A 24,312-nucleotide genomic window follows, 5' to 3' on the forward strand; every position below is an offset into this window, starting at 1 on the left:
ATACCGTATTAATTAAAAGCCATTGAGAAAGCTTGATTTGCAAAATTCAACATTTCAGCTGAAAACCATTCAATTAACATAAAAATACTGGCAAACACTGCCAACATTTTCAGACCAAAGGGTAACGTTTGCTCCTGTATTTGCATAATAGTTTGAAACAGGCCTACAATTATTCCAACTAAAGTGGCGAATGCAATAGGTACTGCTGTCAGTTTCAATACGACAACTAAAGCAGCGTTACTAATAAATAGAGTATTATTCATGATGTCATTAGGTCAGCATATTGTGTGATAAGCCCTTTCGCCAATAAGCTCCAACCATCCATTGCAACAAAAAGAATCAGTTTTATTGGAATAGAGATGGTCACCGGACTCATCATCATCATACCTAATGCCAGTAAAATACTGGACACAACCATATCTATTACAACGAAGGGAATATAAATATAAAAAGCAATCTTGAATGCGCTTTGAATTTCACTTAGTGCGTAAGCAGGCATCAAAGTCATTAATGGTAATCTTCTCAATTCATGTTCAGTAATATCGACTTCATTGTCATCATTTCTTTTCTTTTGAACTTTATTAAAAAAATGAATCAAATCATGGTCGGAATAATGCACCAGATATTCACGATAGCTCCCCAACCCATCATCCATCAACTGTGGAATAGCTCCACTTTGATTAAAATCAATATGCCGGCTTTCAACATCATCAGCAATACGCTGACATACAGGCATCATTACAAATGCGCTTAAAATAAGTGCAATTCCATTGAGGGTAAGGTTAGAAGGTACTTGCTGGATTCCTAATGCATTGCGCATCATCACTAATACAATTGAAAATTTGATGAAACAAGTACCACCTGCAATAAGGAATGGAAGCAACGTAAAAAAAGAAAGTACGCCAATTAAGGAAATGTCATTATTCAGCATTGTAGATATCCATATCATCTACTAAGACTGTATTAATCTGCCTGATCTCTACAGCCAGATTACCGTTATCGAGTGCCACCAATTCACCACGAGCAAAAAACTTTCTGTTAAGATAAATTTTTACTCGCTGTTCAGCACATTGATTTAAAGGAAACGCCGTTCCCGGCTCTATAGTATCGAGTTCTGCGAGAGTAGTAGACTTACTATCAAGCACAAACTCTATTTCGATTGGGAGATCCGACCATTTATGCAACGTTTCTTCTTCATCACGGTATTCTTCTTGCTGGTCTGTGAACTTCTCTAGCACAACCACCTCCTGATTATTGATAAGACTCAAGTGAAATAGCTTATTTTTTCCGATTTGCAGAGAGGGCAATTGATGTTGAATTAGTAATAAGTCTCCTAAAGCTATATCACTGATCAATGATATGGGTAATTGACTGTATCCTAAATGTAGGTCTAATATAAAGTTAATACCATATTGTCTTAGATGCCACTTGTTGAATTCAGGATTTATGCCCTCTGACCAATCGATGCACAATAGTGGACATGGCTTAGCAGGTATACAGAGTATTTTTTCTGGCAAAGAGGCACAAGGTAATTTAATTTCCTCTACCCCCCACTCTTCTGCTTTCAATATAAAAATATGATTCAGACTATTTAACCATCGGATCAAGTAGCTTAATGGTACCTGTTGCCATGGAATGCCGGGCAACCGATAATCCATCATCTGCAACCAGTCATCGACATTAATCAATGCTTCATTTCGTAAGTCAGAATCGTTTTTCAGAATAAGTCGCAGGTAGCGACCTTCTGCATTTGGAACGATGACTTCACTACCAATATGGCTATTTTTGAGAAACTCTAATGCTCTCTGGCTCTGATCTACATGACGCAAATGATGACGTAGACTCATTCTTTATCTTCTTCATCCTGATGATGTTGACGTTCATCTTTATCATGTTGTTGCAGTAGGAGGTCTGACATACGGTGTATTGTTCGATCCATATTTCTGGAAAGTACATCGGCTACACGCGCGTCAGATGGTAACAAAGTGATATTACCGCTGCTTGAGTCGAAAGGTATTGACACTTTCACCGAATGATCGCCTGTCCATCGCTGGAACTGATAAACCAGATTTACATCTTGTTTATCAACGCGGACCTCGCTTAAACTTGCAGCTTCGTTGGCGAACTTTATAAGCTGCTGTGTCCTGGAACGGTGCATGTTTTCTCCACGCGATATAGTATCTTCTCCCAGTGAAGCCGAATCTCCATGAGCAGGCGGAACAGAAAAATGGCTTTTAAGCGTGGTGAAATCTTCCTTTTCTTCGAGTCCCCCTATGTGCTTAGAAAGCTTGTCAGAATTACTTTTATCCATTGTTAGTACGCTGCTATTAGCCTGCACAGAGTTTTTAACTTCTTTACAATCTCTACTTTGCAATTGCTGCGATATAGAAAGTCCAGAGTTTAAACCAAGCCTGTCTGCACCTGGCTTAAATCGATAAAAATGTTCTTCACTGTTATGAGATGAAAATAATTTATCAGTTCTATTATGCTCAGTTTTTCTTCCACCGCTCGCTAAGCTGACAGCTAAATATTGCTGAATATATTGTTGAAGATTGTATAAATCATCTGCAGGGTCTGGATCTTTCTTTTCTCGCACCTTGTCAAGCATATCATCAAAAGGTTTTTCTACCGCTGAAACATCATTATCGATAAATTGTTTTGTATCAATGTCAGAATTTACTCTTGCCATAGCAGATCGTCTCCAGTGCGTCATCTTCAGAATTTTCATCACTGCGTATAGTATAGTCATTGTATCGACGGTATAAATCACGAGTGACTTTGAAGTATTTCTTTTCCAGAAAGCCCTTTTGAATTTGAAAATTCTGGAGTGTTTTTTCTTGCGTTATATTTTCTTCTTCAAGCTGGTTTATCTTAATAATAATAAGTTGTTGACGTGATAGTAAAACACCCTGACACCTGATGCCTTGGTGAATTTTTGATTTCTCGAGTACGCCTGAAGGTGTCAATGAATTTATTTTCTGTCTTATTAAATTATATTCATGAATCTGTTGATTCAGAAGCCGCTTGGTTTGACTTATAAGCCTTTCAACCTTAACCATCTTCATATCAATCAATGTTCTTTTATACTCGATAAGATCAATAAACTGACGCCCTTTATGCCACGCATCCATATAACATATCCATGCAGGTCGAAATTTCCATTTTTTCTGTCATATCTTGTTTGAGAAATTCTTCCATTTGTTCGTTCTTATCAAAAGCAATATCATTATTCTCATTTTCACCCCGGTGATATTCGCCTAAATCAATAAATAGCTGCATATCACGTTGACGCTGTAATAAATCACGGAAGCAGTTCGCCATTTGCTGCTGATTTCGTTCTGTTACTTGTGAAAAAACTCTGCTAATACTGTTAAGTACATTAATGGCCGGATAATGCCCCTTAGCGGCGAGTTTACGGCTCAGGTAGATATGTCCATCCAAAATCGAGCGCACTTCATCACCGATTACATCTGGATCTTCTTCGTTTTCAATTAGCACAGTATAAAATGCTGTTATTGATCCGGTGAGGAAACGACCAGGCCGCTCGAGCAGCTTTGGTAACGCCTCAAACACTGATGCAGGATAGCCGCGACGCACGGGCATTTCCCCCATACTCAGTGCAACGTCACGCAACGCACGGGCGTAACGGGTGATCGAATCCACAAAAAGTAGTACATTGTTGCCCAACTCACTGAAATACTCGGCAATACTTGATGCAATTTGTGCGGCATTACTACGTTCCACCGAAGAGCGGTCCGAGGTAGCATAAACTATTACGATCCTTGAACGTCTTGAAGACTTTTTCATTGATTCGACGAATTCAGTTACTTCTCGTCCTCGTTCACCTATCAGGCCGATAACATAGATATCCGCTTCTGAATGCTCGATTAGCATATTCATCAGCGATGTTTTACCACAGCCAGCCGTCGCAAAAATTCCGATTCGTTGTCCCTGACCACAGGTAAGCAAACCATCAATGGCACGAATTCCGGTTAACAATGGCTCTGTTATTGGTTTACGTAAGCTAAAATCACGCGCCGAACCGCAGGCCATAATACTCTTTACATTTGTGTAAGGAGTAACAGGCATATCAACCAGATGCCCTTTGATCGTTCCAGTAGCATCAATGATGGCCCCTTTTATGCCCTCATGAACCTCAACGCGCAGAGGCTTACCCGTTGGCAACAATACGTTTTCTCGTGAAAAACCCTGACTATCCGTTAAGAGGCTTAAAAATGTATGTTCATTATTAAATCCGGTTATTTGCGCGAGTCCTAAAACTTCACTTTCAACTAATGATTTCTGGATTTGACAAATTTCTCCAATCTTCGTTCCTGGAAGGTATGCTTCTATCACATTTCCTTGAATACGTAGTGGATGAGCGAGACGAACCAACATGTGTGTAAACATATAAAACCCTCTGTTATTAAGCCAGAACACTACGATAGTTCAACATAATAGTGAGGTAATGATCCAGAACAGATAGGAAGTCATTAGCAGACGCCAAATGCTTCTCCAGAACCTGTGCACGTAGTTCTAGCTGCCCATCTACCGGATATAAGCAAGGCTGTCCCGTAATAAAGTATTCTTCATTGTAATCAAACATGAGTGGTAAAAGATTGATACTACTGTAGGCTAATGAATTGATATTAAATTCGCCAAGTTTTGCCCAGAGCCATACATCATCATCTATACTTTTTATATTTATAGCAGGGATGTCATCCTTCATATTGAGAGAAATCGTTGAGTGATTACTTAAATCATCACTGATAAATTCTGACATACCAGCTTCTTTCAGCATCGTTGAAATTAATTCCGCAACATCATATTTCATTTACAGCCTCACTATAGTTTTCTAATGAACCAATGACGTCAATTTCTACGCCGGCAGAGACCTCACTAAAAGAGAGTACATCTAATTCTGAATAAGTCCCTTCGATGATGGTTTTAGCAAAGCGTCTGATATCCATAGATACCATTAGAATAATGTCTCTTGCATTTACCCTATTGTTTTGCAAGCAGATTTCGAGAGATTTTATTATATTTTCTGTTTCCAATGGCGGCAGATTGACGAATGTACCCCCAGAAGTCTGGCGGATTCCGTCGCGGATAATACTCTCCATATCATGCGACATCACCACAGTTCTGATACGACCTTCAGCTGAGAATCGGCTTGAAATATAGCGTGCTAAAACTCCACGTACATGTTCAACCAGCATAATTGGATCTTTCTCCTTAGGAGCCCACTGGACTAAAGCCTCGAGAATCAAACGCATATTTCTGATTGAAATACGCTCCTTGAGTAACCGTTGAAACACTTCAGTGATTCGTTGAACTGTATTATTTCGGTAGCACTCTTTAAGCAAGTCAGGATATTTCTTCTCAAGGTCGTCAAGCAACGTTTTGGCTTCCTGAATACCAAAAAACTCAGAAATATTATGAACGAGTAACGTAGATATACAGGAGTAAAATTCGTTAACTGCATCCCTTGAGTAAAATCCGAGTTTCAAAGCTGTTTCATGTCTTTCCTCAGGTATCCAGTAGGTTTTTCCATGGGAAGTATTTACCACCTTTACGTTGTCATCTATTAATTTTAACTCATCTCCTCTGAAAAGAACTTTGTGCATTTCAGGGAAAAAATCATAACTTGCGACCTGTATTTCATTGATAGCAACAGTCAACTTCCCCTGTTCAACATGCTGGTCATAATTCATAATCAAATCAGGCAGACGAACGCCATACTCGATAAAAAAATGGCGTTTCAGTAAAGAAGAAAAATTATTCTTGGCAAAATATTTTTCATATCCATTCCAGGAACTCACAATAAGCGGAACAGTCTCAGGAATGTATTCTCCATCTATAACTACAGGCTTACTTTTGACAGTGGACTGTTCTGCAACCTCTGAGTCATCTGGATCAAGACTGTTATTCTTATTTTTATTGTATTTATCCTTATAAAAGACCCCAAGTAGAATAATAGCCAGTAAAAGAAATACAATTAATGGGAATCCGGGCAATAAGCCTAATGTAACGGCTAATATTGCTGTTATCACTAAGGTTGACTTATTGAGAAAAAGATCTTGCAGTATCTTAGCACCTAAATTTGTATTTTCATTATTATTTACGCGCGTTACAATCAATCCACCGCTTATTGAGATCAGTAATGCGGGGATTTGGGCAACTAAAGCCTCACCAATAGTCAACAATGCATATATGGACAAAGCATGTGATATATTCATCCCTTTCTGCACTACACCAATAGCAAGTCCTCCAAGCAGGTTAACTAAAATAATAATTATCCCGGCGATAGCATCGCCTTTGATAAACTTCATTGCGCCATCCAGAGCACCATAAAGCTGACTTTCTGCCTCCAGATCGCTACGGCGCCGTCTGACCTCTTTTTCATCGATCACGCCTGCTTTAAGGTCAGCATCAATACTCATTTGCTTACCCGGCATGGCATCTAAAGAAAAGCGGGCTGCAACCTCGGCAATACGCTCAGAGCCTTTTGTAATGACGATAAACTGCACTACAGTGACGATAAAGAAAATAACCATCCCAACTACAAGACTTTCTGCAATAACGAATTCACCGAAACTCGAAATAATTTTACCAGCATCCGCGTCGGTTAGAACTAAGCGGCTAGTACTGATAGAAATAGCCAGACGAAATATGGTACTGATCATAATCATCGATGGGAACGTCGAAAAATCCAAAATTCTGTTTATATAGAAAGAGCCGATGAATATCAATAATGCCATTGTCAAATTTAGTGCGATAAAAAAATCGACCAAGTATGTTGGCAGTGGAATTATCAACATAACGACGACCATAATCATCATCAGCAAGACGATCAGCTCAGGACGTGTTCGCATTTGCCCAATAAAATTACTTAACATATTCACCAGTGGTTAAAAGTAAGAAAATTCTACATATGCCTTCATCGAAAACATCTATCATAAGTCACTAAATTGCGCTCTTTTTCATGTAGCGAGTTCAACTCTTCGGTTAAAAAATCGATTGTGGCTTCTTGATAGGCGAGGTTCGCATAAAGAAATTCAGGAGTAAGGTTATAAACGTTTTTGATCATCTGAACCGCAATCGCCTGCCTGTTCAAAGTCATCCCATACATAAAGTCATTTTTGAACTTATCAAAAACCGGACCTAGAGCATCACAATTGATTAATCCCGTTAAAAAAAGAGTTAATATATGTTCTTCACTAAATAATATTTCGCTATGTCCCGCAAAGCTACTAAATGCAAAGTCTTTAAAGCTACTGGTTAGCTTTAGATCGAGCGTGTGAAGTATACGTGCATCAGAAATCCTTGCAGAAATCGGTCCAAATTCATTTACATGAAGCCCTGGTTCATTGGCCTTCATATCAGCGATAAGTGCAGAACGGGTAAATAATAATACACGTTTACGATTATTGAAACCAAATTCATCAATCCAGTCGTGGTAAATGTAAGTCGCAGGTACTTCAAGCTCAAGGAAACGAAGATAACTATTACGCAGTTCTTTAGCTGTTACTTTATTCCCATTTCTATTTTCACTAAATCGTCTGGCTACAAAAGCCACGTTTATGGACGATTTTATTTTTTTTTGATCGCCAAAATTCCTCAAATCGACAAGCGCTTCCCTGACCTTTTTCTTCTGTAATTCAGATAGTTTCCGGCTTAAGAGTATTTCACGCAATGCCTGAAACAAATCCCATTCATTCGGAAAAAACTGACGTGCATAATTAAGAATAGATGTTTGACCCTGGAATTTTGTAATTTGTTTTATCAAAATGAAGATCTTCTCTTCAGCATTTTCTTCAAGAATAGCTGAAACAGTGTCATTGTCAAAACTGTCATTTTTTCGCCCAAACTTACTGGCCCGACCAAAGGTACTAACTGTATCTGCCAACTCCTCAGCGATATTACTCAATATCTCATTTTGATCTGTCGATTCTGATTTTGAAAATGACTTACCAGTTAAATCGGAATAACTTTCATCTTGGCCATCCATAGTTGGAGGTAGCGAGCCTGGCTGATATGAACGCCTGATTTCCATATTTTATACCTCTCATTTTTGGTTCATAATTTTACGTAACATTGATACTGTTGATTTCAACGTCAACTCTTTACCTTCAGATGTTAGGCCAACAACCGGATTCGTATTCTGAGGTCCATGCCATGTTTCACCGTTTTCCAATAACTCTGGATGAATGAGAAACAAGCGGACCATCTTTGTTTGGCTTGTGTAACTATAGTCAAATATCTTTCCTAAATAAGGAATATCCCGTAATAATGGTATTCCTATATTATGGTATTCATCCTGATTACGGCTATAACCTCCTACCAGTAAGCTATATCCCAAAGGAACTCGTGCTTCAGTACTAATTTGCGTGTTACTAATTACCGGCAGACTATCGACATGAGCAGAAGCCCCACTAGCATCCCGAGGTACGTTGCCATCATGGATATTAAGTATCATCTCGATCTCCTGCTGATGTTCTGCCAGACGCGGTAGTACGCTTATCATAGTTCCATAGGTTATTTTCTCTAAAGAAGAGTTCCTTTCTCCTACCAGCTTGGCATAAAAGCTACTATTATTATCAAAAAGAGCGGGCACATTTTCCTGCGTCAGAATTTCAGGCCGGGAAATAACCTGTGCAGATCCTGATTCAACTAATGCAGAAACATCTGCTAGGAAATTTATACTACTTTCTGGTGTCAATGAACTGGTGCCGAATATAACGCCTGTACTACCTATCTTTGCAGAACCGCTCCACTGAACACCTAATTCGTTAATATCTTCTTTTGAAATGTCTATTATCCATAATGAGAGTTGAATTTGTCGTTTAGCAATGTCTATAGCTTGTATTATATCTTCTACGAAACTGACCTGTCGCTCAGTACCCATGACAAGCAAACTGTTGGTATCTGAATAAGCAACTATATTGACTGAATCATTACTTGCCGTATCAGATCCGTGGTTGTCAGCCTCCACTTCTTCGTTAGAGAAATCCGGCATAAAAGATTTAAAGTCACCTCTCCTCTTCGACGTAGCTGAATCGTTCACATTTTGGTTTTCTTCATCTACGCTTATTCTTACACCTCTCAATACTGAGAGTCTTCCTGAATTATTAAGTAACTTATTCAATACTGAAGCCACCCCTGGTATGGTGAGTGGAGTATCTCTTTGTGTATAGTTACGATCGTTAACGAAGGAGTTTTTCAGTTTTATCACGCGCACGGTCGCTTCGCCGGTGCCGGGCCTTGAATAAGACGAATCAATATATTTTGCTGCCGCCGTGATAAGCTCTACATACACTGGTGGCCCTGAGACATAAAATGAACCTGATTGTCCGTCAGAACGTAGCGGGAAACGCACGTCATATAGCTCTGATGTTTTCAAATAAGCAACCAATCGGTCGAAGGTCGCATATGACAGACGAATCACGCTATTCTTTATTTCATTGACATCGTAAACATATATCGAACTACCATCATCGTACCAAATAAGTCCTGTTCGAGCAGCCAACTTAGCCAACAGTTTTCTGGGATCGTTGAGGTCGAAATTTCCTGTAATACGCTTTTTAGCAGCGTTACTGCTTACGATGACAGGTTTATGTATTTCTCCTGCAATGACATTAAAAATTTGCTGGATGCTATTATCACTGGCCACATAAATATTGTCTGCCTCATAAGGGGCTTCACTTTTTTCGGCTATACTGTTGCGTGCTGCCTCTCTATTGAGAAAGTCTGCGAGCGCATGATTACTGAAAAACAGCGAAACAATAATAATCAGAAATTTAAAGGTTATTTTTTTGACACAATTTTTATTCATAAAAAAACCCTTTCAAGTCTTTAAATTCTCGTGGCCGAATTCCAAAAATCGACTTTATTTCACTTGAAAAATGCGAGGACGATGCATATCCATTATTCCCGGCAATGGTTGCTATCGAATTATCCTTTTCTATCAGTTGCAAAGCACTATAAGAAGCTCTCCAGATGCGTAACTGTTTTTTTGGCCCGCGAGAAAATGTATTATGGCAAAGCTTCCTGAAATAAGACTCTGATACGCCATAACTCTTGCTAGCGTTATACAACCTGTCCGCACTGCTGTCTTTTTCTTCTTTCAAAAACTGAGATAACAGGAAGTGTGATATCCAATAATTTTCAATCCTTCTGACGAAATTGAAAAGATTTTCTATTCCGTAATCAACAGACCTTAACCTTCTGCCAATAAGCAGTGCTACCAGACATCTGCCGCTATAATTTACTTTGGAAATGTAAAAGCGATCATTCTGGATTATCAAAGATTCATCATAGTAATTTCCTGTTTTGGAGTGTATAATTCGACAAGGATTATCATGATAATCCAAAAATGAAATGAGTATTGCAACCTGCGGCATAGACAGCTGTTCAAATAACCAGTCTCCGGTAACCTTTATCTTCATAGTATCAAGAGATGCAAACACGCTGGATTGGTTGATTCTAAGCTCCCCATCGATTCGATTGCCATCTGAAGAAAAACCTAAATAAGATGACTCATTCAATGGTTTCGCGAAAACTAGAGAGTTACTGAATTCAATAACGTCATTCCCCGTAAGATCCACAGTAGTCACAGGTCTATTTCCATCACTGTTTAGGAGAAATCGTTTAGCTCCTCTAAACTGAACACCATTAGAATAAAAATTACCCATAGAGCCTCTATAGTTTCACTTGTGAGAAATAAACAATGACGAATGTATTAACATCTATATCAGATAAAACAATCAGGTCAACTCAATTTATAAAAATTAACTTTTTTATAAAATAAATGTTTTTTTTTCAAAAAAAAATCATAGGTAAGATTTGCGATCATTCGAATAAACCGTTAATATACAATTTCATCAGATACCAAAGATGGGATGTTAGTTCTGATGTTGCAATACTATTCTATTAATGAGTCTTATCTAATAATTGACAAGCCTATATATCTCCATGGAAATTATTCCAAACAACTAACAAGGCGAAATGTAGAACTATTTATCACTTCTATTATGCTAATGGCAGATGTTTATGATCAGCAATGTAAAAGATTCAAATACGACTAAATCCATTTACTGCAATAACACAAACTTTACCTTAAAGATTCTCTTCGGGCCTATGTTCGGCTGCGAACTGCATCTTACCTCCGAAGATTACTTTATTATCATAGACTCTGAGTCTTCAATCCGGCATAAAAACCCGGAATCTGCTTTAGCCTCAGTTCATTCAGCACATTACGCTTCTAATACGCTTTATATACCCTGTAATTTACCTTCGCCTAATATTTTGCTACAATTATCGAAAAGTTTTCAGGGTGATGAAGGTATAAGTGTTGATATCGTAATTAATCAGCCAACCCATAGTTACCAAGTAGTACTACATGAAAATGAAATCTTTACTGATGAACATGTCCGGTTTGCCTTCAAACGCAATGATGAAGAATGGCATGAAAACATCAGTAATTATAGTTTTCACCAGGCACAACAAGCAGGTCTTGAACACAACAAATCGCACCACTTAAAAATAACTAATCTTCGGTTAATCTCATTAGTGTCGGTCATACTCATGGTTACTCTTTTTATTACAGCTGGTTATTTTTATAAAACTAATGAATACGAAAATCATGTATCAACATTAAATGATTCGCTCTCAGGAATTTCATTCCCATTTGATATTGTTAAAGACAGGGATAGTAAATTTATATACATATTAGTCTCCAAACTACATGAAATGGAATGGCTGAAAGAAGCTCTGGTCAAACTTCAGGAAAATTCCAGTGTCGTTCCTGTCTGGATCACTCAACAAAAAAAAATTGTCGTATCTCAATTGCTTCAGGTTGGCTACCCTATATTACAGCTTGCATACAGCAGACCTTCGCAGCCTGTTATTGCCGTATATCGCCAATTAACCCTAGACGAAGAGGAGTCTTTGAAAACAACGGTATTGGAATTTATTCCTTACGCAACAGATGTGGAAATAATTATCAAATCTAAAGAACAACTTCTGTCTGAAGCTCGCAATGGTTTGGACAGTCTAAACATTCAGTACCGCCAGATCATTACAAATACAGGTTATAGTTTAATTATTCGTGATGCCCTGAGCGATGTTATTATTAGTACTTTAAGACATTTCATTCAGGAATTCGAGCTCAAATGGGGGAATAAAATAGTCAACTTTTCTGTCAATCTTGATGAAAACTGGCTGCTAAATAAGTCTTACATTGATTCAACTAATGGCTACCTTTTTTTAAATCCCCATCACTGGTACTTCCCATTGAATTCTGGAGAAATAAATAATGACAGATCCGTTCAAAGATAATGCTACATCCAGTGCCAAAGATGGGCATTTTTTAGATGAGATTTCTGCTGCGTTCGAAAGTGGGGCTAAAAATATGATGGAAGCCCTCAATCTTGCACAAAGTAATCTTGAACTTAATCCTTCTGATCCTTCAGTATTGGCTAGCTATCAGGCAAAGCTTCAAGAATATACTCTATTTCGTAACGCCCAAACCAGCACTATAAAAGCCTATAAAGATATTGCTGCTGCAATTATACAAAACTTCCGTTAACCTTTAACATGTGTTTATCCTGACAATTCACCTGAGGTTTTTTATGAAATATCACCCTGAGATTTTATCTTCATTAACACGATTAGCACCTGACACACTAAATAATGGCGTTGAAACTACGGTTATTTCACATGACCAATCATTTAACGATCTTGTCTTCAGCTCATTTAAGGATTTCAGCGAAAATAATATACATCATAAAAGCATGATTAATAAGTTAACTGAATCGTCTCAATTGACTGGTGACCCTGAGTATCTTCTAAAGTTGCAAAGTTATATCGGCGAATATACTAATTATATTTCCTTAGTCACCAGCATTGCACGTAAAGGAATCAGCGCTATTGAAACTCTGGAAAAATCACAATAATGACGAGTAAATATCTCCACATACTTTTCGTTTTAATATCGGCCGGATCAATATCTGGCTGTAATAACGAGAAGCTACTTGAAAATCTTACTCAAGAGCAAACTAATCAAGTATTAGCCATTTTACAGCAGCATAATATCTCTGCTCAAAAAAGCGGTGCTGTAAAAGATGGTTTTGCTATCAGCGTTAGTCAACAAGAAAACACAGCCGCTCTTTCGATTATTAACCAATATCAGCTTCCTTGGTCAGCAGAAATTCAGATTGCCCAAGCATTTCCGGAAAGCGCTCTTGTCGCCTCACCAAACGCTGAACAGACAAGGGTCCTTTCTTTACTTGAACAGAGATTAGGCCAGTCACTGCGGATTATCAACCAAGTAGTCAATGCACGCGTACATATCAGCTATCCCGGTGTCCGAAGTGATAAAGGAAATAAAACTCTATCTCATGTTGGTGTACTCATCTCTTATAAAGGGGAGATAGATGATAATCTTTTCATCTCTCAAATCAAATCCCTTATAAAGAACAGCCTAAGTGATGTACGTTATGAAAATATTTCAGTGGTTCTGTTCGATGCACCTGTTATCCAATATTCTACGCCGATGAAAGCATCGAGATCACGACTGTGGTTCTGGCTTATACCTCTAGTAATCTGTACTGTTTTAGCGATATTTACACTTTTTTATCTAATAAATAAGTCACCCGGTCGTTCCATTATCGAGAACCTTACGCCGACAAAGCCAAATGATAAAAAGGAGTCATAAGGTGATGTTTATTAGAGAAGAAAAACTGCTAAAAATTTTATATCGTCCAGCAGATTACACCCATCCTACGTACATCACTGATAACCTTCTACAAAAGTTTATATCCCAGGATGTACTGTTAAATTATTGGCTTATTTCTTACTACAAACTTGAGGATTTGCCTTCACTTTGGCAAGCTGATGACACTATGTTGTTACTTGTCCTGACTCAATGGGAGCATATGCCTGTTACTGCTCATTTGGTTGGGGGTTATCTTTTACGAGCTCGGCTCCTCAGCCAATGTGCAGTACTGATGTCAGATTCTCGGTTACTCGCATTTATTTCTCTGCCATTAATCCCTCATATTTCATCACTCACATTACCACGAAGTGTTGATACTATAGCTTTGGGAGTTGCTTTTATCCTCAGTCAGATTCGCCCACTACCTCTTGCACTCATGAGGCGCCTACTTATGAGCTTCCCTACAGACATTAAGTTGCCGCAGCTCCATATAGAGAGAACACTTGGACACCATAATCTTTTAAAGATGGCAATTAACTATGCGATTCATTTCAAGTAAAGAATTACCCAATGGTATCTATGGGAATATCTTAATAAAATCCACGTTGATTACGCGCCACCGCAATATGGCAAGCGCGCTTGAACGTACGCTTTCTCATTGTAATGAAATTCGTATCGAGTGTGAATCGCGTCTTATTGAGACGCGTGAAAATTGTGAAAAAGAAGGTTATTCTTCTGGCTTACAGCTTTTCTTTACACAATTAATGAATATGCTTGACGATTATGAGGTACAGCAGAATATTCGTATGGCGTCATTTGAACAATCTGTTATTGACGCTGTGCAAATATCATTTGACGACATGGTTATTGTTGAAAGAATTATTCACCATATTAAAAGAAACTGTTGTCAACAGAACATAAATAAAATTATTGTCCCTCGTACAGTTCAGCTACCTGACAGCGTTGAAATGCCTAATTATCAATACACGGATGATAAACATATCACAGTTGAGAGTGAGAAAGAGGCGATACGTTTTCAAAGCGCCCCACTATGCCGGCAATGGTTAATTCATGCTAAAAATAAGATGGCTAACATCAATGAAGATATTAGCAATATCATACCTGATATTTTCATTGATATGGGCATGACACTTGTTAAATTGGGTGAGGAAAATAGAAATAAACGACGCCCTACTACATCATCAGAGGAAAATAATGATATCACCTGAATCAATTAATAATGAATTGCAAAGCTTTAATGAGGCAACATATGATACCAGTCTGTTAAGTTTCGAGCAGATAGTATTAGCTCAAATGACGAATGCAAAACCCAATAGTAATTTGGATATATTCCTAAGTAGTATAAGAGAACTATGCCCTTATATGGATCTTTCAACACATTGTTTGAAAAAGGAATTATCCAACATAAATATTGCACTTCATGAGAAAAGTGAACGTTATGAACATCAAATACAAATGCTTGATAATTACGTTAATCAGCTTACAGCAAGAGACATGATGATACAAATAATGATTTATAAGATGCTCACCCCTGATATTGAAGAAAGTGAATTTTTATAGGATACGTCCCCTCATTCAAAACTTCAGTCAAGTCTACTTTCCCGGCATTCGCCGGGAACATGCAATTCCCTCTCAAACTCTAATGCATTATTCAATATATGATGCATGTAATGTAAATAACTAACATCTGACATCTATTTTTTGACACCCTGTTTCACGAGTTAATTATCATTTAAAATTTAATTGCAAACGGTGCTGCCAACTACTATTCTCCACACATTCAATACATCAGGCTTCGACATTATCTAATTAATCTGTCTTTTCAATTTCAATCAGATATCTTCATCGACCACATTTCATAGCGATTATCCCTGCTGATTAATTCATCTTCATCCACGAATGTTCAGTTCATTTAACTCTCTGTATTGGAATTTTTTATTGATTCCGACATTAAGGGGGGCACTTTGCGCAACGAATAAATGTAAAAGTAGCACTGCCAACATCACAACCATGCTATAAAAAAATGCCTTCCTTAATTTGAAGTTTTTTCTAGGCGTATGAGTTTTTTTCACGCCACTGGCTTCATTTATGGTCAAACCAGAATATATGATTTTTTCACCATCTTCAGTGCAAGTTTCGTAAGCGGTTCTATTTTCTCCCATCCTGCTTTTAGATGTCATGTTTTCCAAATGATCATTCATTACAGGTTCTTCATCGGAGGGTTTAGCAGTAAACTGATATCCCAACTTAGGGATGGTTACAATAATATTTTTATTAATATCGTCTAAGCTTAGTCTTAGCGAGCGAATAACCTGTGCGATACTCTGTGGCGTTACATACCCCCCGCCCCATGCTCCAGCCAAAAAATCTTTTTGCGACACAGGCTCTGGATATTTGGCACATAGAAGAATAAGAACATCGGCCTGTTTTTTTCTAAGCTGAATTGTTTTTTCTCTATTTTTCAACGTCCTTGCCTTTGGATTAAAGGTGAAATCAAGGAAGTAGATTTTCGAGTCATCCATATTTTTTCCCATTTTGCTATCTTTCGTGTATATTCTTTATGAGCCAGTACAACTTCATAATTAGCTGATCACAACCCTTAATTTTTTCTAAAGAAACTAATTTTCGCTCTGATCCTATCTTATCCTCCCATTGTTGAGATTATAATGGCGTCATAAACAGAAAAACTGGATACGCCAGTCTTCGACACTCTTCTTGAATATGTTTCGACAAATAAATTCAAACGGTCTCATTTTATAAGGATGATATCGGTTAGTTGTATGAAAATTAATTAACATCGTGCCCTCCCCCGTTGATTTAATAAATTTTAAAAATTCTGTAACTTGAAATGATCCTGCAGATTTTATCAAAACTCGTAAACTCTCGCTATAACTCATGAAAAGAAAGCGCCAACATCTACTCTCATCTTCTTCACCTTTCTGCATCTTTACGTTACCTGTATGACAATTATTCCATTTACCTGCAGGTCAAATTCAGTTCTGAATTTGTAATTTAGCGCCCAGATTAAATAATATTAATCATACAAAAATTTCCAGTTATCGATTGTATTTACTTTTATCTATTTTCCTAGAATCAGATTTACAGTTCGATTATTTTAATCTGAATTACAAGTCAGCATTTCAGTTCTTACAGTTGTTTGAAATAAACCTGACTGTTAAAGATCTGCGCTGCATATCCTTCTCGACCAATATGATCCGAATTAGCTAACCTGCAGCATCAGTAAAACTGCAATTTTCCAGATAAATTACCCTCTTCTGACTAAGTGCATATCAATGTTACAATCACCCAATTAGTCGACTATCACGTAAATTCACCTCATAATGCTAATCCCACGTACTGGTTTGATTAATATATTCCACCAATAATGTTCATGTACATAAGATTTTGTTTTATCTTATCAGCTTAGTCGATATGAATCATATCATTATGTCAATCACCACGCATTTCGTACTTCCAGTAAATAAACACTTTTAGAATGATAAATCCTCCGCCCCTTATAACAACGATTATAACTTGAGATTCTTTTCAGCAGTACCTGATCCTCTGTCTGGTATTGTCATAGATTCTCAGTGTCTGTTCGGCTAAATTCAATGGAAAATATTTTTTCATGTGTTTTAAAAATTAAATTCCCGTTCACGATTATGGCTTCTTTTTGATGGTTAGTGAGGGTAAATTGTTCTTTCTTTTGAGTTCACCCAAGAGCAACCTTAGACTAACCTATTGATTATTATCAGATAGCACTTTATGCATAAGATCCCGCCGTTTAAAAAAAGACAATTACTGTACAAAAGTACTTTCGTTGTATAACTTTACCTCTCAAGCATCTACACATTATTTTAACAATAAGACTAAGGGATATTGCCATGCGTCTGGACGGTTCCAATCCTATGATTGAAAATGACATCAGCCGTTACTTCGTTGAGGTGATCATGCCCTCTCAGCAAGAAACACTTGGCCAGATAGTGGTTGAAATTTTGCGTTCAGGACGTCATTTAAACCGTAAAGCGATTTGTTCAAAACTGTTGACGCGACTGGAACTGGCTTCTGGCCCAGAGCAGGAGCGCCACTATCAACAATTGATAGGCATACTGTTCGGACGTGCTGACTGACTTACCAGGCATTATGTTTACAATAAGTTCGTTCCTGTGCTTGTTGATCATTGACTCAGTCCTACATTATTCACAGAATTTACTGTCGCCAATCATTTGCTGGTTCTCTGGTTCTGGCACGCAAGTCTCTATGGAGCACTTATGTATGTCTGCATCACTGATTCACAGAAGTTGGTATGTACCAAAGACGAGAAGAAAAATCATCAGATAAAATGTTGGGCGAGGCCGTAATGGCTCGACTGAAGCAAGATGCCGCCATTAATAATTCTGCCCTGATGATGATGCTTCATTCTACGTTTGCCGTTGAAATAGATTTGCTAAGGCAAGTCGCTCTAAAGAGGGCTATGGTAGAAGTCAGTTATTAACGTTCTAAACCTGCTACTAATACGCTTACATCGATGGATCGAGTCAACCAACACTTTTAGCTTCTCACCCACGAAGGCTCTGTTGATGGTACAAAAAAACATTGAAAGGTATCGTACAGCACCTAACATGTTACCTGAGCTAAATTTTACTGGAATCTTAAGGATCGAGCTGGCTTCAGAGGGAAGACATATTCGCGACTAAGCACTTATCGTTAGCTTGCTGGAGTTCACCAGCAACATGATCCTACCCACGTAATGTGGACACAGCCCTAAGCGAGGTTCTGGTTTTCAAATTGTTCAGGACTAAGGCCGCCACAGGCACTGTGACGACGCCACCGATTGTAATCACACTCGATATAATTAAACACCGTTGTCCGCATTATTTCCCGGCTGGCAAAGCGTTCTCCGTGGATACATTCCACCTTCAGCGAATGAAAGAAGCTTTCCACGCAGGCATTGTCATAACAGCAGCCTTTTGCGCTCATGCTCCCGCGCAGATTATGACATTTCAGCAAGCTCTGATAATCCGATGAACAGTACTGCCCACCACGGTCAGTGTGAACAATCACTTTTTCAGGACGTTTTCGCCGCCACAACGCCATCTGCAGTGCGTCGCAGGCCAGTTGTGCGGTCATACGCGGCGACATCGACCAGCCAATGACGGAACGCGACCACAGGTCAATGACCACCGCCAGATACAGCCAGCCCTCATCTGTACGTAAGTAGGTGATGTCACCTGCCCACTTCTGGTTTGCGCCGCTGGCGTAAAAATCCTGTTTCAGCAGGTTCTCTGACACGGGCAGGCCGTGTTCACGATAACTGACCGGACTGAACTTGCGGGCCGCTTTCGCCCGCAGCCCCTGACGTCGCAGGCTGGCGGCAATGGTTTTTGATGTTGTACTCCGGCAGCTCGTCAGCAAGACGAGGTGCGCCATAACGCTGTTTTGCCTCAGTAAATGCCTTACCGACGGCCTTATCGCAGATGAGGCGGAACTGCTGGCGCGGGCTGATTTGATGGCGACGCAGGCACCAGACATACCAGCCGCTTCGGGCAATTCTAAGCACACGACACATGGCCTTGATACTGAACTCAGCCCGATTTTTTTCGATAAAGACATACTTCATTTCAGGCGCTTCGCGAAGTATGTCGCGGCCTTTTGGAGAATGGCCAGCTCCTCAGCCTGCTCCGCCAGTTGCCGCTTAAGGCGGGCAATTTCAACAGACATTTCCTGCTCACGTTCAGAAGAGGAATGTGCATTTTTGAGCTTGCTGCGCCAGGCATAAAGCTGCGATTCATACAGACGGAGTTCACGGGCAGCTGGAGCCACACCGATACGCTCAGCAAGTTTCAGGGCTTCGTTGCGAAATTCAGGCGTATGTTGTTTGCGTGGCTTTTTGCTGGTTGATGCTGGTTTTGTCATGAGTCACCTCTTGCTTGAGAGTTTACTCACTTAGTCGCGTGTCCACTATTGGCGGGTAGGATCAACACGCCTGAAGATGTCTTAAACTCTTGCCCTAAACGGCTCTTTTTTTTGATCATAATTTAGCCGACAGACATCACCTTGGCGTGGTAAGTGCTTTCAATATTCAGTCCGTTACTGTCAAAACTTAATTTTCAGATTTGTTACCCTATGTAGCCATATCTGACGGAGAGCACATGAATTAAATTTGCCCCATTAGCATAACAGGACGTGGTTATGACCCTGAAGTAAGCTTTATTAATTTCGCTGCCCTGTAATCACCAAAGATGATTATTGCGTTACGTTTATATCTTCAGTTTGCCCATAACCTTTGTGAATGCTTGAAATGAAATTGAATGCTTTATGCCCCACTCTGAAAAATCTCATCTGTACCATGCATATTCCAGAATCTCGTCTATAATTACGCCGGATGAAGCTTTTCTACCCATAAGGAAATTTTTGATGAAAGTTAAAATATTCAAAACTGCATCTATTGCTGTGCTTTCACTACTCTTTGTCGCTGGCTGTTCATCTAATCAGACAATCAGAACAACTGACGGCAGGAGCATTGTGACTGACGGGAAACCACAAATTGATAGCGATACGGGTCTGGTTTCATATAAAGATGCTCAAACGGGCAAATCTGAACAGATTAATCGCGAGCTGATTAAGAACATGAGTGAACTTAGCAACTAAGAAAACGGAGTCCATATGAATAAAATGATTGCATTGCCTCTTGCTGCTGTTCTGTGTGTTGCCGCGCTTAGCGGGTGCACCCGCTCCAGCTATGCTATCCATACCAGCGATGGCAGAACTATTATTAGTGATGGCAAGCCACATGAAGATTCCAAAACTGGCCTTATTGCCTATACCGACGCTAACGGCATCAAGCAGCAAATTAGTAAAAGTGATGTGAAGGAAATGAGCGAACTTCCTAAATAAATGTTGAAAAGCCCCTTCGGGGCTTTTCTGCTACAGATCGAAACATACACTATATCCTCCCGGCAAAACATCTCCAGCTTATTATTAACACTATAAATTTATTGGCATCGACTTGATCATTCTCTTAGCCGCCACGGCTGTCTCTAAACGCTACTTTCACTACAGCAAAGGCTCATCGCGAACGCTTCCGCTTAACTCAGAGATAAGCCCCAATTATTTGGTTATTTTTAGAACCTTACTCTGCAAAAGGGAGCTTCAATGATTTATCATGCCCTGGTATTGTATCTGCCTCATTACGCGCTACAGACAGTAGTCATGATTAAAACTGCTCAGCCGTCCCTGTTTACCGGAGCGCCAATGAATAACCCGAAGTCATCGAATTGCTCATGCAAGCGCCCGATGAAACTCAGTGCTTCTGTCAGCCTGCTGGTTAGCGCTGTTATAGCTACCGTATTGTTAATTGTACATCTGTTCTATTTAGTCCAGATAAGTTGCATGACACAGCACAGTATCAGAGATAAAGCACTGGCGTTAGCACGGACGCTGGCGATTTCTCCTGATATTCAACGTGGCCTGCAGCAGGTTCCTGACAACGGCATAATTCAGACGATCGCCAGTGCAACACAGCGGAGTAACGGCCTACTTTTTGTGGTGGTCACCAATATGGCGGGTATTCGCTACTCTCATCCTAATAAAAACTTAATTGGCCAGCATTTTATTGGGGATGACCTCTACCCAGCCCTGAAAAGCCGCGAAAATACAGCGATTAACAGTGGCAAGCTTGGCGTCGCACTTCGGGTATTCACCCCAATATATGACAGCCAGCAGCGGCAAATTGGCGTAGTCGCGATTGGGATCTCTCTTGGTGATGTGGCACACCAGATCAACCATGGTCGCTGGAATATTTTCTGGAGCGCCTTGTTTGGTATATTGGTCGGCGCAATGGGAACTTACCTGCTGGTCAGGGCAGCCAAACGCATTTTGCTTGGGCTGGAGCCTTATGAAATATCAACCCTGCTTGAACAGCATCAGGCCATGCTACAGTCAATGAAAGAGGGTGTGATTGCGGTCGACGATCGTAAGCAAGCCACACTGATCAACCGTGCTGCACGCCAGCTGTTGCGTGAAACGGGTCTCCTTCAGGCGCTTGATTGTGATAGCCCTGAGATTGTCGCCGCTTGCGGGCCGCTTATTGATAATCTGCATGGCGTGATGAAAAGTGGTGTTGCGCGGCGCGATGAAGAGATCAATTTCAATGGCCGGATACTGCTGTGCAATACGATGCCGGTGCGCAAAAATACGGCTATTATTGGAGCCATCTGTACCTTCAGAGATAAGACTGAGATAAGCCGGCTGCTCCAGCGCCTTGATGGTATGGTCAGTTATATCGATGCGCTGCGTGAACGTTCCCATGAGTTTATGAATAAGCTACATGTCATCCTCGGTCTGATGCATATGAAGAACTACGACAAGCTGGAAGATTACATCCTTAAGACGGCGTATAATTATCAGACCGAGATTGGATCGCTGTCAGGAATAATCAAATCACCTGTTATCGCGGGTTTTCTGATAAGTAAAATCAGCCGCGCTTACGACACAGGTAATCGTCTGACGATTATTGAGGATAGCCTGCTCCCTGACAATGGGAACGAACAGCAGGTAGCGGTATTAATTACCGTGCTCGGTAATTTGATCGAAAACGCCCTGGATGCCGCTGGCGAGAGTGGTGATGGCGAGATCAGCGTATTGCTACATTATCAGAATGGCTGGCTCAATTGTGAGGTTAGCGATGATGGCCCGGGCATAGCGGCACCGCGCTTGAAAAACATTTTTGCCAAAGGCTATTCCTCAAAAGGCGACAATCGTGGCGTCGGGCTTTTCCTGGCAAAACAACAAACCGAAAGCATTGGTGGAAAAATTATTGTAGAGTCCGAACCTGCCGTTTACACGCAATTTTTTGTAAAACTGCCCTGGGATGGAGAGCACAAAAAGGCATGATCAATGTTTTAGTCGTCGATGATGACGCGATGGTCGCAGAACTTAACCGTTGCTATGTTGCACAGCTTCCCGGCTTTACCTGCTGTGGTGTGGCATCGACATTACAGCAGGCAAGAGAACTGTTACAGAACAATGAATTGGCTTTTGACCTGATCCTGCTGGATATCTACCTGCATCAGGATAACGGGCTGGATCTGTTGCCCACATTGCGTGAAACAAAACTGCCAGTCGAAGTGATCGTGATATCCTCCGCCGCCGACGCTGCTACTATCAGACAGTCACTGCATTATGGCGTGGTAGACTATTTAATCAAACCCTTTCAGTTCTCACGCTTTGAAGAAGCGTTGACAGGCTGGCAACAGAAAAAAAAGCTTATTGACTCTCACCCATTCTATCAACAGGCCGATGTAGACCAGTTGATTCACGGTAATCACCCGGCGATGGATGATGCAAAAAGGCTACCGAAAGGGTTAACCCCGCAAACGCTGCGTACTCTGTGCCTGTGGATCAATGCTCATCCAACCGAAGAGTTCTCTACCGATGATCTGGCCGCCGCCGTCAATATTTCACGCGTCTCCTGCCGCAAATATCTTATCTGGCTCGCGCAGATCAATATCCTGTTCACCAGCATTCATTACGGAGCCACCGGCCGGCCGGTATACCGTTACCGTCTTCAGGCAGAATATAGTGCTCAGCTTAAGCAGTACTGTCAGTGAGCTGATAGCTGTCGTTTAGCAGATTAAAGCCGAAATAACGCTGCGAGGAGCAAATAATTTGCCTGTTTCGGGTGATGAAAATAGCTTCAATTCCCGGGTTCTGCGAAAGTGTTTCCAGCCCCTTTCTCACGCCTTGCCCGTAAATCAGAGTGGTCCAGATATCGCCGTCGATTGCGTTGTCGCAAATGACGGTAACGCTCAGCAACTCGTTATCCAGTGGATAGCCAGTTTGCGGGTCTAGAATATGGTGGTAGCAGCGCCCGTCCTGCATGAAATAACGTTCATAGATACCGGAAGTCACCACCGATTTATTAGCAACACTGATTATTCCGAGCGGCGCATTGTCGGCAGCGAACGGCTGCTTAAGCCCTATTCTCCAGGCTTGCTGTACGTTATTCCCCAGTACCAGCACGTTACCACCGAGATTAATCAGCGCATCGCTAACCCCCTGCTGAAGCAGGTAGTCACGCACCACGTCTGCGATATAGCCTTTAGCAATCGCCCCCAGGTCGATCTCCATGCCCGGGCGTTGCAGATATACAGATGCTGTCGCATCGTCAAGGTCAACCTGACGCGGATCGGTCAGTGTCAGTAAAGCGCGCAATTCAGGTTCTGTCGGCACGCTGTTACCGTTAAATCCAATCTTCCAGCGTTTTACCAACGGCCCGATAGTCAAGTTGAAACGGCTGTCAGGCAGCACGCTGGCCTCTTTAGCTCGTTTGATCACCCCGTAAAGCGCCCGGCTAACGGCAACCGCATGCTTACCGGCTGCACGATTAATGGCCATGACTTCAGAGTGAGGACGATTAACGGTGAAGATATCCTCCTGTTGTTTAATCAAGCGAAACACATTGCCCGCCAGCTTCTGATTAAGTTGATACAGCTTTAGCAGGATCGGAGATCCCATCAGTACAGCGGAATAACTGTAGACGCCGGTTTCTGAAAACATGACAACACCAGGGA

28 protein-coding genes are annotated in these 24,312 nt (G+C 40.5%); 13 read left to right on the forward strand and 15 right to left on the reverse strand.

What is annotated here, in order from left to right:
• Positions 1–8: 8 nt before the first annotated feature.
• Genes sctS through EPYR_RS10030 form a run of 11 tightly spaced genes read right to left on the reverse strand, consistent with a single transcriptional unit; the run spans position 9 to position 10,694 of the window.
• Positions 9–263 carry a type III secretion system export apparatus subunit SctS gene (sctS, locus tag EPYR_RS09980; RefSeq protein ID WP_012668286.1) on the reverse strand — a complete coding sequence of 85 codons (255 nt, stop codon included), beginning with the start codon at positions 261–263 and terminating at the stop codon, positions 9–11.
• Entirely contained in the window at positions 260–931 is a 672-nt protein-coding gene (locus EPYR_RS09985; RefSeq protein ID WP_012668287.1) for an EscR/YscR/HrcR family type III secretion system export apparatus protein, read from the reverse strand. Before EPYR_RS09985 ends, sctS begins: the two co-directional genes overlap by 4 nt.
• Positions 921–1,847, reverse strand: coding sequence for a FliM/FliN family flagellar motor switch protein (locus tag EPYR_RS09990; RefSeq protein WP_012668288.1), 927 nt, complete (start codon positions 1,845–1,847; stop codon positions 921–923). Before EPYR_RS09990 ends, EPYR_RS09985 begins: the two co-directional genes overlap by 11 nt.
• Positions 1,844–2,689 carry a SpaN/EivJ family type III secretion system needle length determinant gene (locus tag EPYR_RS09995; protein WP_041474003.1) on the reverse strand — a complete coding sequence of 282 codons (846 nt, stop codon included), beginning with the start codon at positions 2,687–2,689 and terminating at the stop codon, positions 1,844–1,846. The genes EPYR_RS09990 and EPYR_RS09995 overlap by 4 nt, the downstream gene beginning before the upstream one ends.
• Positions 2,670–3,131: a hypothetical protein gene (locus tag EPYR_RS10000; RefSeq protein ID WP_014539003.1), complete on the reverse strand. Its 462-nt coding sequence runs from the start codon at positions 3,129–3,131 to the stop codon at positions 2,670–2,672. Before EPYR_RS10000 ends, EPYR_RS09995 begins: the two co-directional genes overlap by 20 nt.
• Positions 3,115–4,410: a type III secretion system ATPase SctN gene (gene sctN / locus EPYR_RS10005; RefSeq protein WP_012668291.1), complete on the reverse strand. Its 1,296-nt coding sequence runs from the start codon at positions 4,408–4,410 to the stop codon at positions 3,115–3,117. The genes EPYR_RS10000 and sctN overlap by 17 nt, the downstream gene beginning before the upstream one ends.
• Before the next feature lie 16 nt (positions 4,411–4,426).
• Entirely contained in the window at positions 4,427–4,834 is a 408-nt protein-coding gene (locus EPYR_RS10010) for an InvB/SpaK family type III secretion system chaperone (RefSeq protein ID WP_012668292.1), read from the reverse strand.
• Entirely contained in the window at positions 4,824–6,899 is a 2,076-nt protein-coding gene (locus EPYR_RS10015; protein WP_012668293.1) for an EscV/YscV/HrcV family type III secretion system export apparatus protein, read from the reverse strand. Before EPYR_RS10015 ends, EPYR_RS10010 begins: the two co-directional genes overlap by 11 nt.
• 41 nt (positions 6,900–6,940) lie before the next feature.
• Complete coding sequence (locus EPYR_RS10020; RefSeq protein WP_012668294.1) at positions 6,941–8,056, reverse strand: HrpJ domain-containing protein; 1,116 nt, start codon at positions 8,054–8,056, stop codon at positions 6,941–6,943.
• 12 nt (positions 8,057–8,068) lie between these two features.
• Positions 8,069–9,835, reverse strand: a complete 1,767-nt coding sequence (sctC, locus tag EPYR_RS10025; RefSeq protein ID WP_012668295.1) for a type III secretion system outer membrane ring subunit SctC — start codon at positions 9,833–9,835, stop codon at positions 8,069–8,071.
• Entirely contained in the window at positions 9,828–10,694 is an 867-nt protein-coding gene (locus tag EPYR_RS10030) for a helix-turn-helix domain-containing protein (protein WP_012668296.1), read from the reverse strand. The genes sctC and EPYR_RS10030 overlap by 8 nt, the downstream gene beginning before the upstream one ends.
• Positions 10,695–11,052: 358 nt before the next feature.
• Here EPYR_RS10030 and EPYR_RS10035 point away from each other — a divergent pair, with 358 nt between their 5' ends.
• Genes EPYR_RS10035 through EPYR_RS10065 form a run of 7 tightly spaced genes read left to right on the forward strand, consistent with a single transcriptional unit; the run spans position 11,053 to position 15,298 of the window.
• Positions 11,053–12,339: a PrgH/EprH family type III secretion apparatus protein gene (locus tag EPYR_RS10035; RefSeq protein ID WP_012668297.1), complete on the forward strand. Its 1,287-nt coding sequence runs from the start codon at positions 11,053–11,055 to the stop codon at positions 12,337–12,339.
• Positions 12,317–12,589 carry a type III secretion system needle filament subunit SctF gene (gene sctF, locus EPYR_RS10040; protein WP_014539007.1) on the forward strand — a complete coding sequence of 91 codons (273 nt, stop codon included), beginning with the start codon at positions 12,317–12,319 and terminating at the stop codon, positions 12,587–12,589. Before EPYR_RS10035 ends, sctF begins: the two co-directional genes overlap by 23 nt.
• Before the next feature lie 43 nt (positions 12,590–12,632).
• Complete coding sequence (gene sctI / locus EPYR_RS10045) at positions 12,633–12,956, forward strand: type III secretion system inner rod subunit SctI (RefSeq protein ID WP_012668299.1); 324 nt, start codon at positions 12,633–12,635, stop codon at positions 12,954–12,956.
• Positions 12,956–13,717, forward strand: coding sequence for a type III secretion system inner membrane ring lipoprotein SctJ (gene sctJ / locus EPYR_RS10050; protein WP_012668300.1), 762 nt, complete (start codon positions 12,956–12,958; stop codon positions 13,715–13,717). Before sctI ends, sctJ begins: the two co-directional genes overlap by 1 nt.
• 4 nt (positions 13,718–13,721) lie before the next feature.
• Positions 13,722–14,276 carry an oxidoreductase gene (locus EPYR_RS10055; protein WP_012668301.1) on the forward strand — a complete coding sequence of 185 codons (555 nt, stop codon included), beginning with the start codon at positions 13,722–13,724 and terminating at the stop codon, positions 14,274–14,276.
• Positions 14,257–14,946 (forward strand): hypothetical protein, encoded by a 690-nt coding sequence (locus EPYR_RS10060; RefSeq protein WP_012668302.1) that lies wholly within the window; start codon positions 14,257–14,259, stop codon positions 14,944–14,946. The genes EPYR_RS10055 and EPYR_RS10060 overlap by 20 nt, the downstream gene beginning before the upstream one ends.
• Positions 14,933–15,298, forward strand: a complete 366-nt coding sequence (locus EPYR_RS10065; RefSeq protein WP_012668303.1) for a hypothetical protein — start codon at positions 14,933–14,935, stop codon at positions 15,296–15,298. The genes EPYR_RS10060 and EPYR_RS10065 overlap by 14 nt, the downstream gene beginning before the upstream one ends.
• Positions 15,299–15,627: 329 nt before the next feature.
• On the opposite strand, the gene EPYR_RS10070 is transcribed toward EPYR_RS10065, so the two are convergent.
• A complete protein-coding gene (locus EPYR_RS10070) occupies positions 15,628–16,260 on the reverse strand; it encodes a winged helix-turn-helix domain-containing protein (protein WP_049779061.1) in 633 nt (210 codons plus the stop codon).
• Between the two features lie 1,362 nt (positions 16,261–17,622).
• On the opposite strand from EPYR_RS10070, the gene ycgZ reads away from it, so the two are divergent.
• Complete coding sequence (ycgZ, locus tag EPYR_RS10075; RefSeq protein WP_012668305.1) at positions 17,623–17,868, forward strand: regulatory protein YcgZ; 246 nt, start codon at positions 17,623–17,625, stop codon at positions 17,866–17,868.
• Between the two features lie 176 nt (positions 17,869–18,044).
• Positions 18,045–18,233 carry a hypothetical protein gene (locus EPYR_RS10080; RefSeq protein ID WP_012668306.1) on the forward strand — a complete coding sequence of 63 codons (189 nt, stop codon included), beginning with the start codon at positions 18,045–18,047 and terminating at the stop codon, positions 18,231–18,233.
• 269 nt (positions 18,234–18,502) lie between these two features.
• Here EPYR_RS10080 and EPYR_RS21075 read toward each other — a convergent pair whose 3' ends face one another.
• Both EPYR_RS21075 and EPYR_RS21080 read right to left on the reverse strand, forming a co-directional pair.
• Positions 18,503–19,351 carry an IS3 family transposase gene (locus tag EPYR_RS21075; RefSeq protein WP_331387094.1) on the reverse strand — a complete coding sequence of 283 codons (849 nt, stop codon included), beginning with the start codon at positions 19,349–19,351 and terminating at the stop codon, positions 18,503–18,505.
• Between the two features lie 3 nt (positions 19,352–19,354).
• Entirely contained in the window at positions 19,355–19,654 is a 300-nt protein-coding gene (locus EPYR_RS21080) for a transposase (RefSeq protein WP_011078074.1), read from the reverse strand.
• A 501-nt stretch (positions 19,655–20,155) separates the two neighbouring features.
• Between EPYR_RS21080 and EPYR_RS10095 the strand changes: the two genes are divergently transcribed.
• The 4 genes from EPYR_RS10095 to dcuR all read left to right on the forward strand — a co-directional run bounded on the left by EPYR_RS10095 (position 20,156) and on the right by dcuR (position 23,349).
• Positions 20,156–20,389, forward strand: a complete 234-nt coding sequence (locus EPYR_RS10095; protein ID WP_012668307.1) for a YgdI/YgdR family lipoprotein — start codon at positions 20,156–20,158, stop codon at positions 20,387–20,389.
• Positions 20,390–20,404: 15 nt separating this feature from the next.
• Entirely contained in the window at positions 20,405–20,635 is a 231-nt protein-coding gene (locus EPYR_RS10100; protein WP_012668308.1) for a YgdI/YgdR family lipoprotein, read from the forward strand.
• 357 nt (positions 20,636–20,992) lie between these two features.
• Positions 20,993–22,633, forward strand: coding sequence for a sensor histidine kinase (locus EPYR_RS10105; RefSeq protein ID WP_012668309.1), 1,641 nt, complete (start codon positions 20,993–20,995; stop codon positions 22,631–22,633).
• A complete protein-coding gene (gene dcuR, locus EPYR_RS10110) occupies positions 22,630–23,349 on the forward strand; it encodes a two-component system response regulator DcuR (protein ID WP_012668310.1) in 720 nt (239 codons plus the stop codon). Before EPYR_RS10105 ends, dcuR begins: the two co-directional genes overlap by 4 nt.
• Here dcuR and EPYR_RS10115 read toward each other — a convergent pair.
• Positions 23,330–24,298, reverse strand: coding sequence for an FAD:protein FMN transferase (locus EPYR_RS10115; RefSeq protein ID WP_012668311.1), 969 nt, complete (start codon positions 24,296–24,298; stop codon positions 23,330–23,332). The two genes, dcuR and EPYR_RS10115, sit on opposite strands and share 20 nt — an antisense overlap.
• Between the last annotated feature and the right edge of the window lie 14 nt (positions 24,299–24,312).

Source organism: Erwinia pyrifoliae DSM 12163, from assembly GCF_000026985.1.
GTDB classification, from domain to species: Bacteria; Pseudomonadota; Gammaproteobacteria; order Enterobacterales; family Enterobacteriaceae; genus Erwinia; species Erwinia pyrifoliae.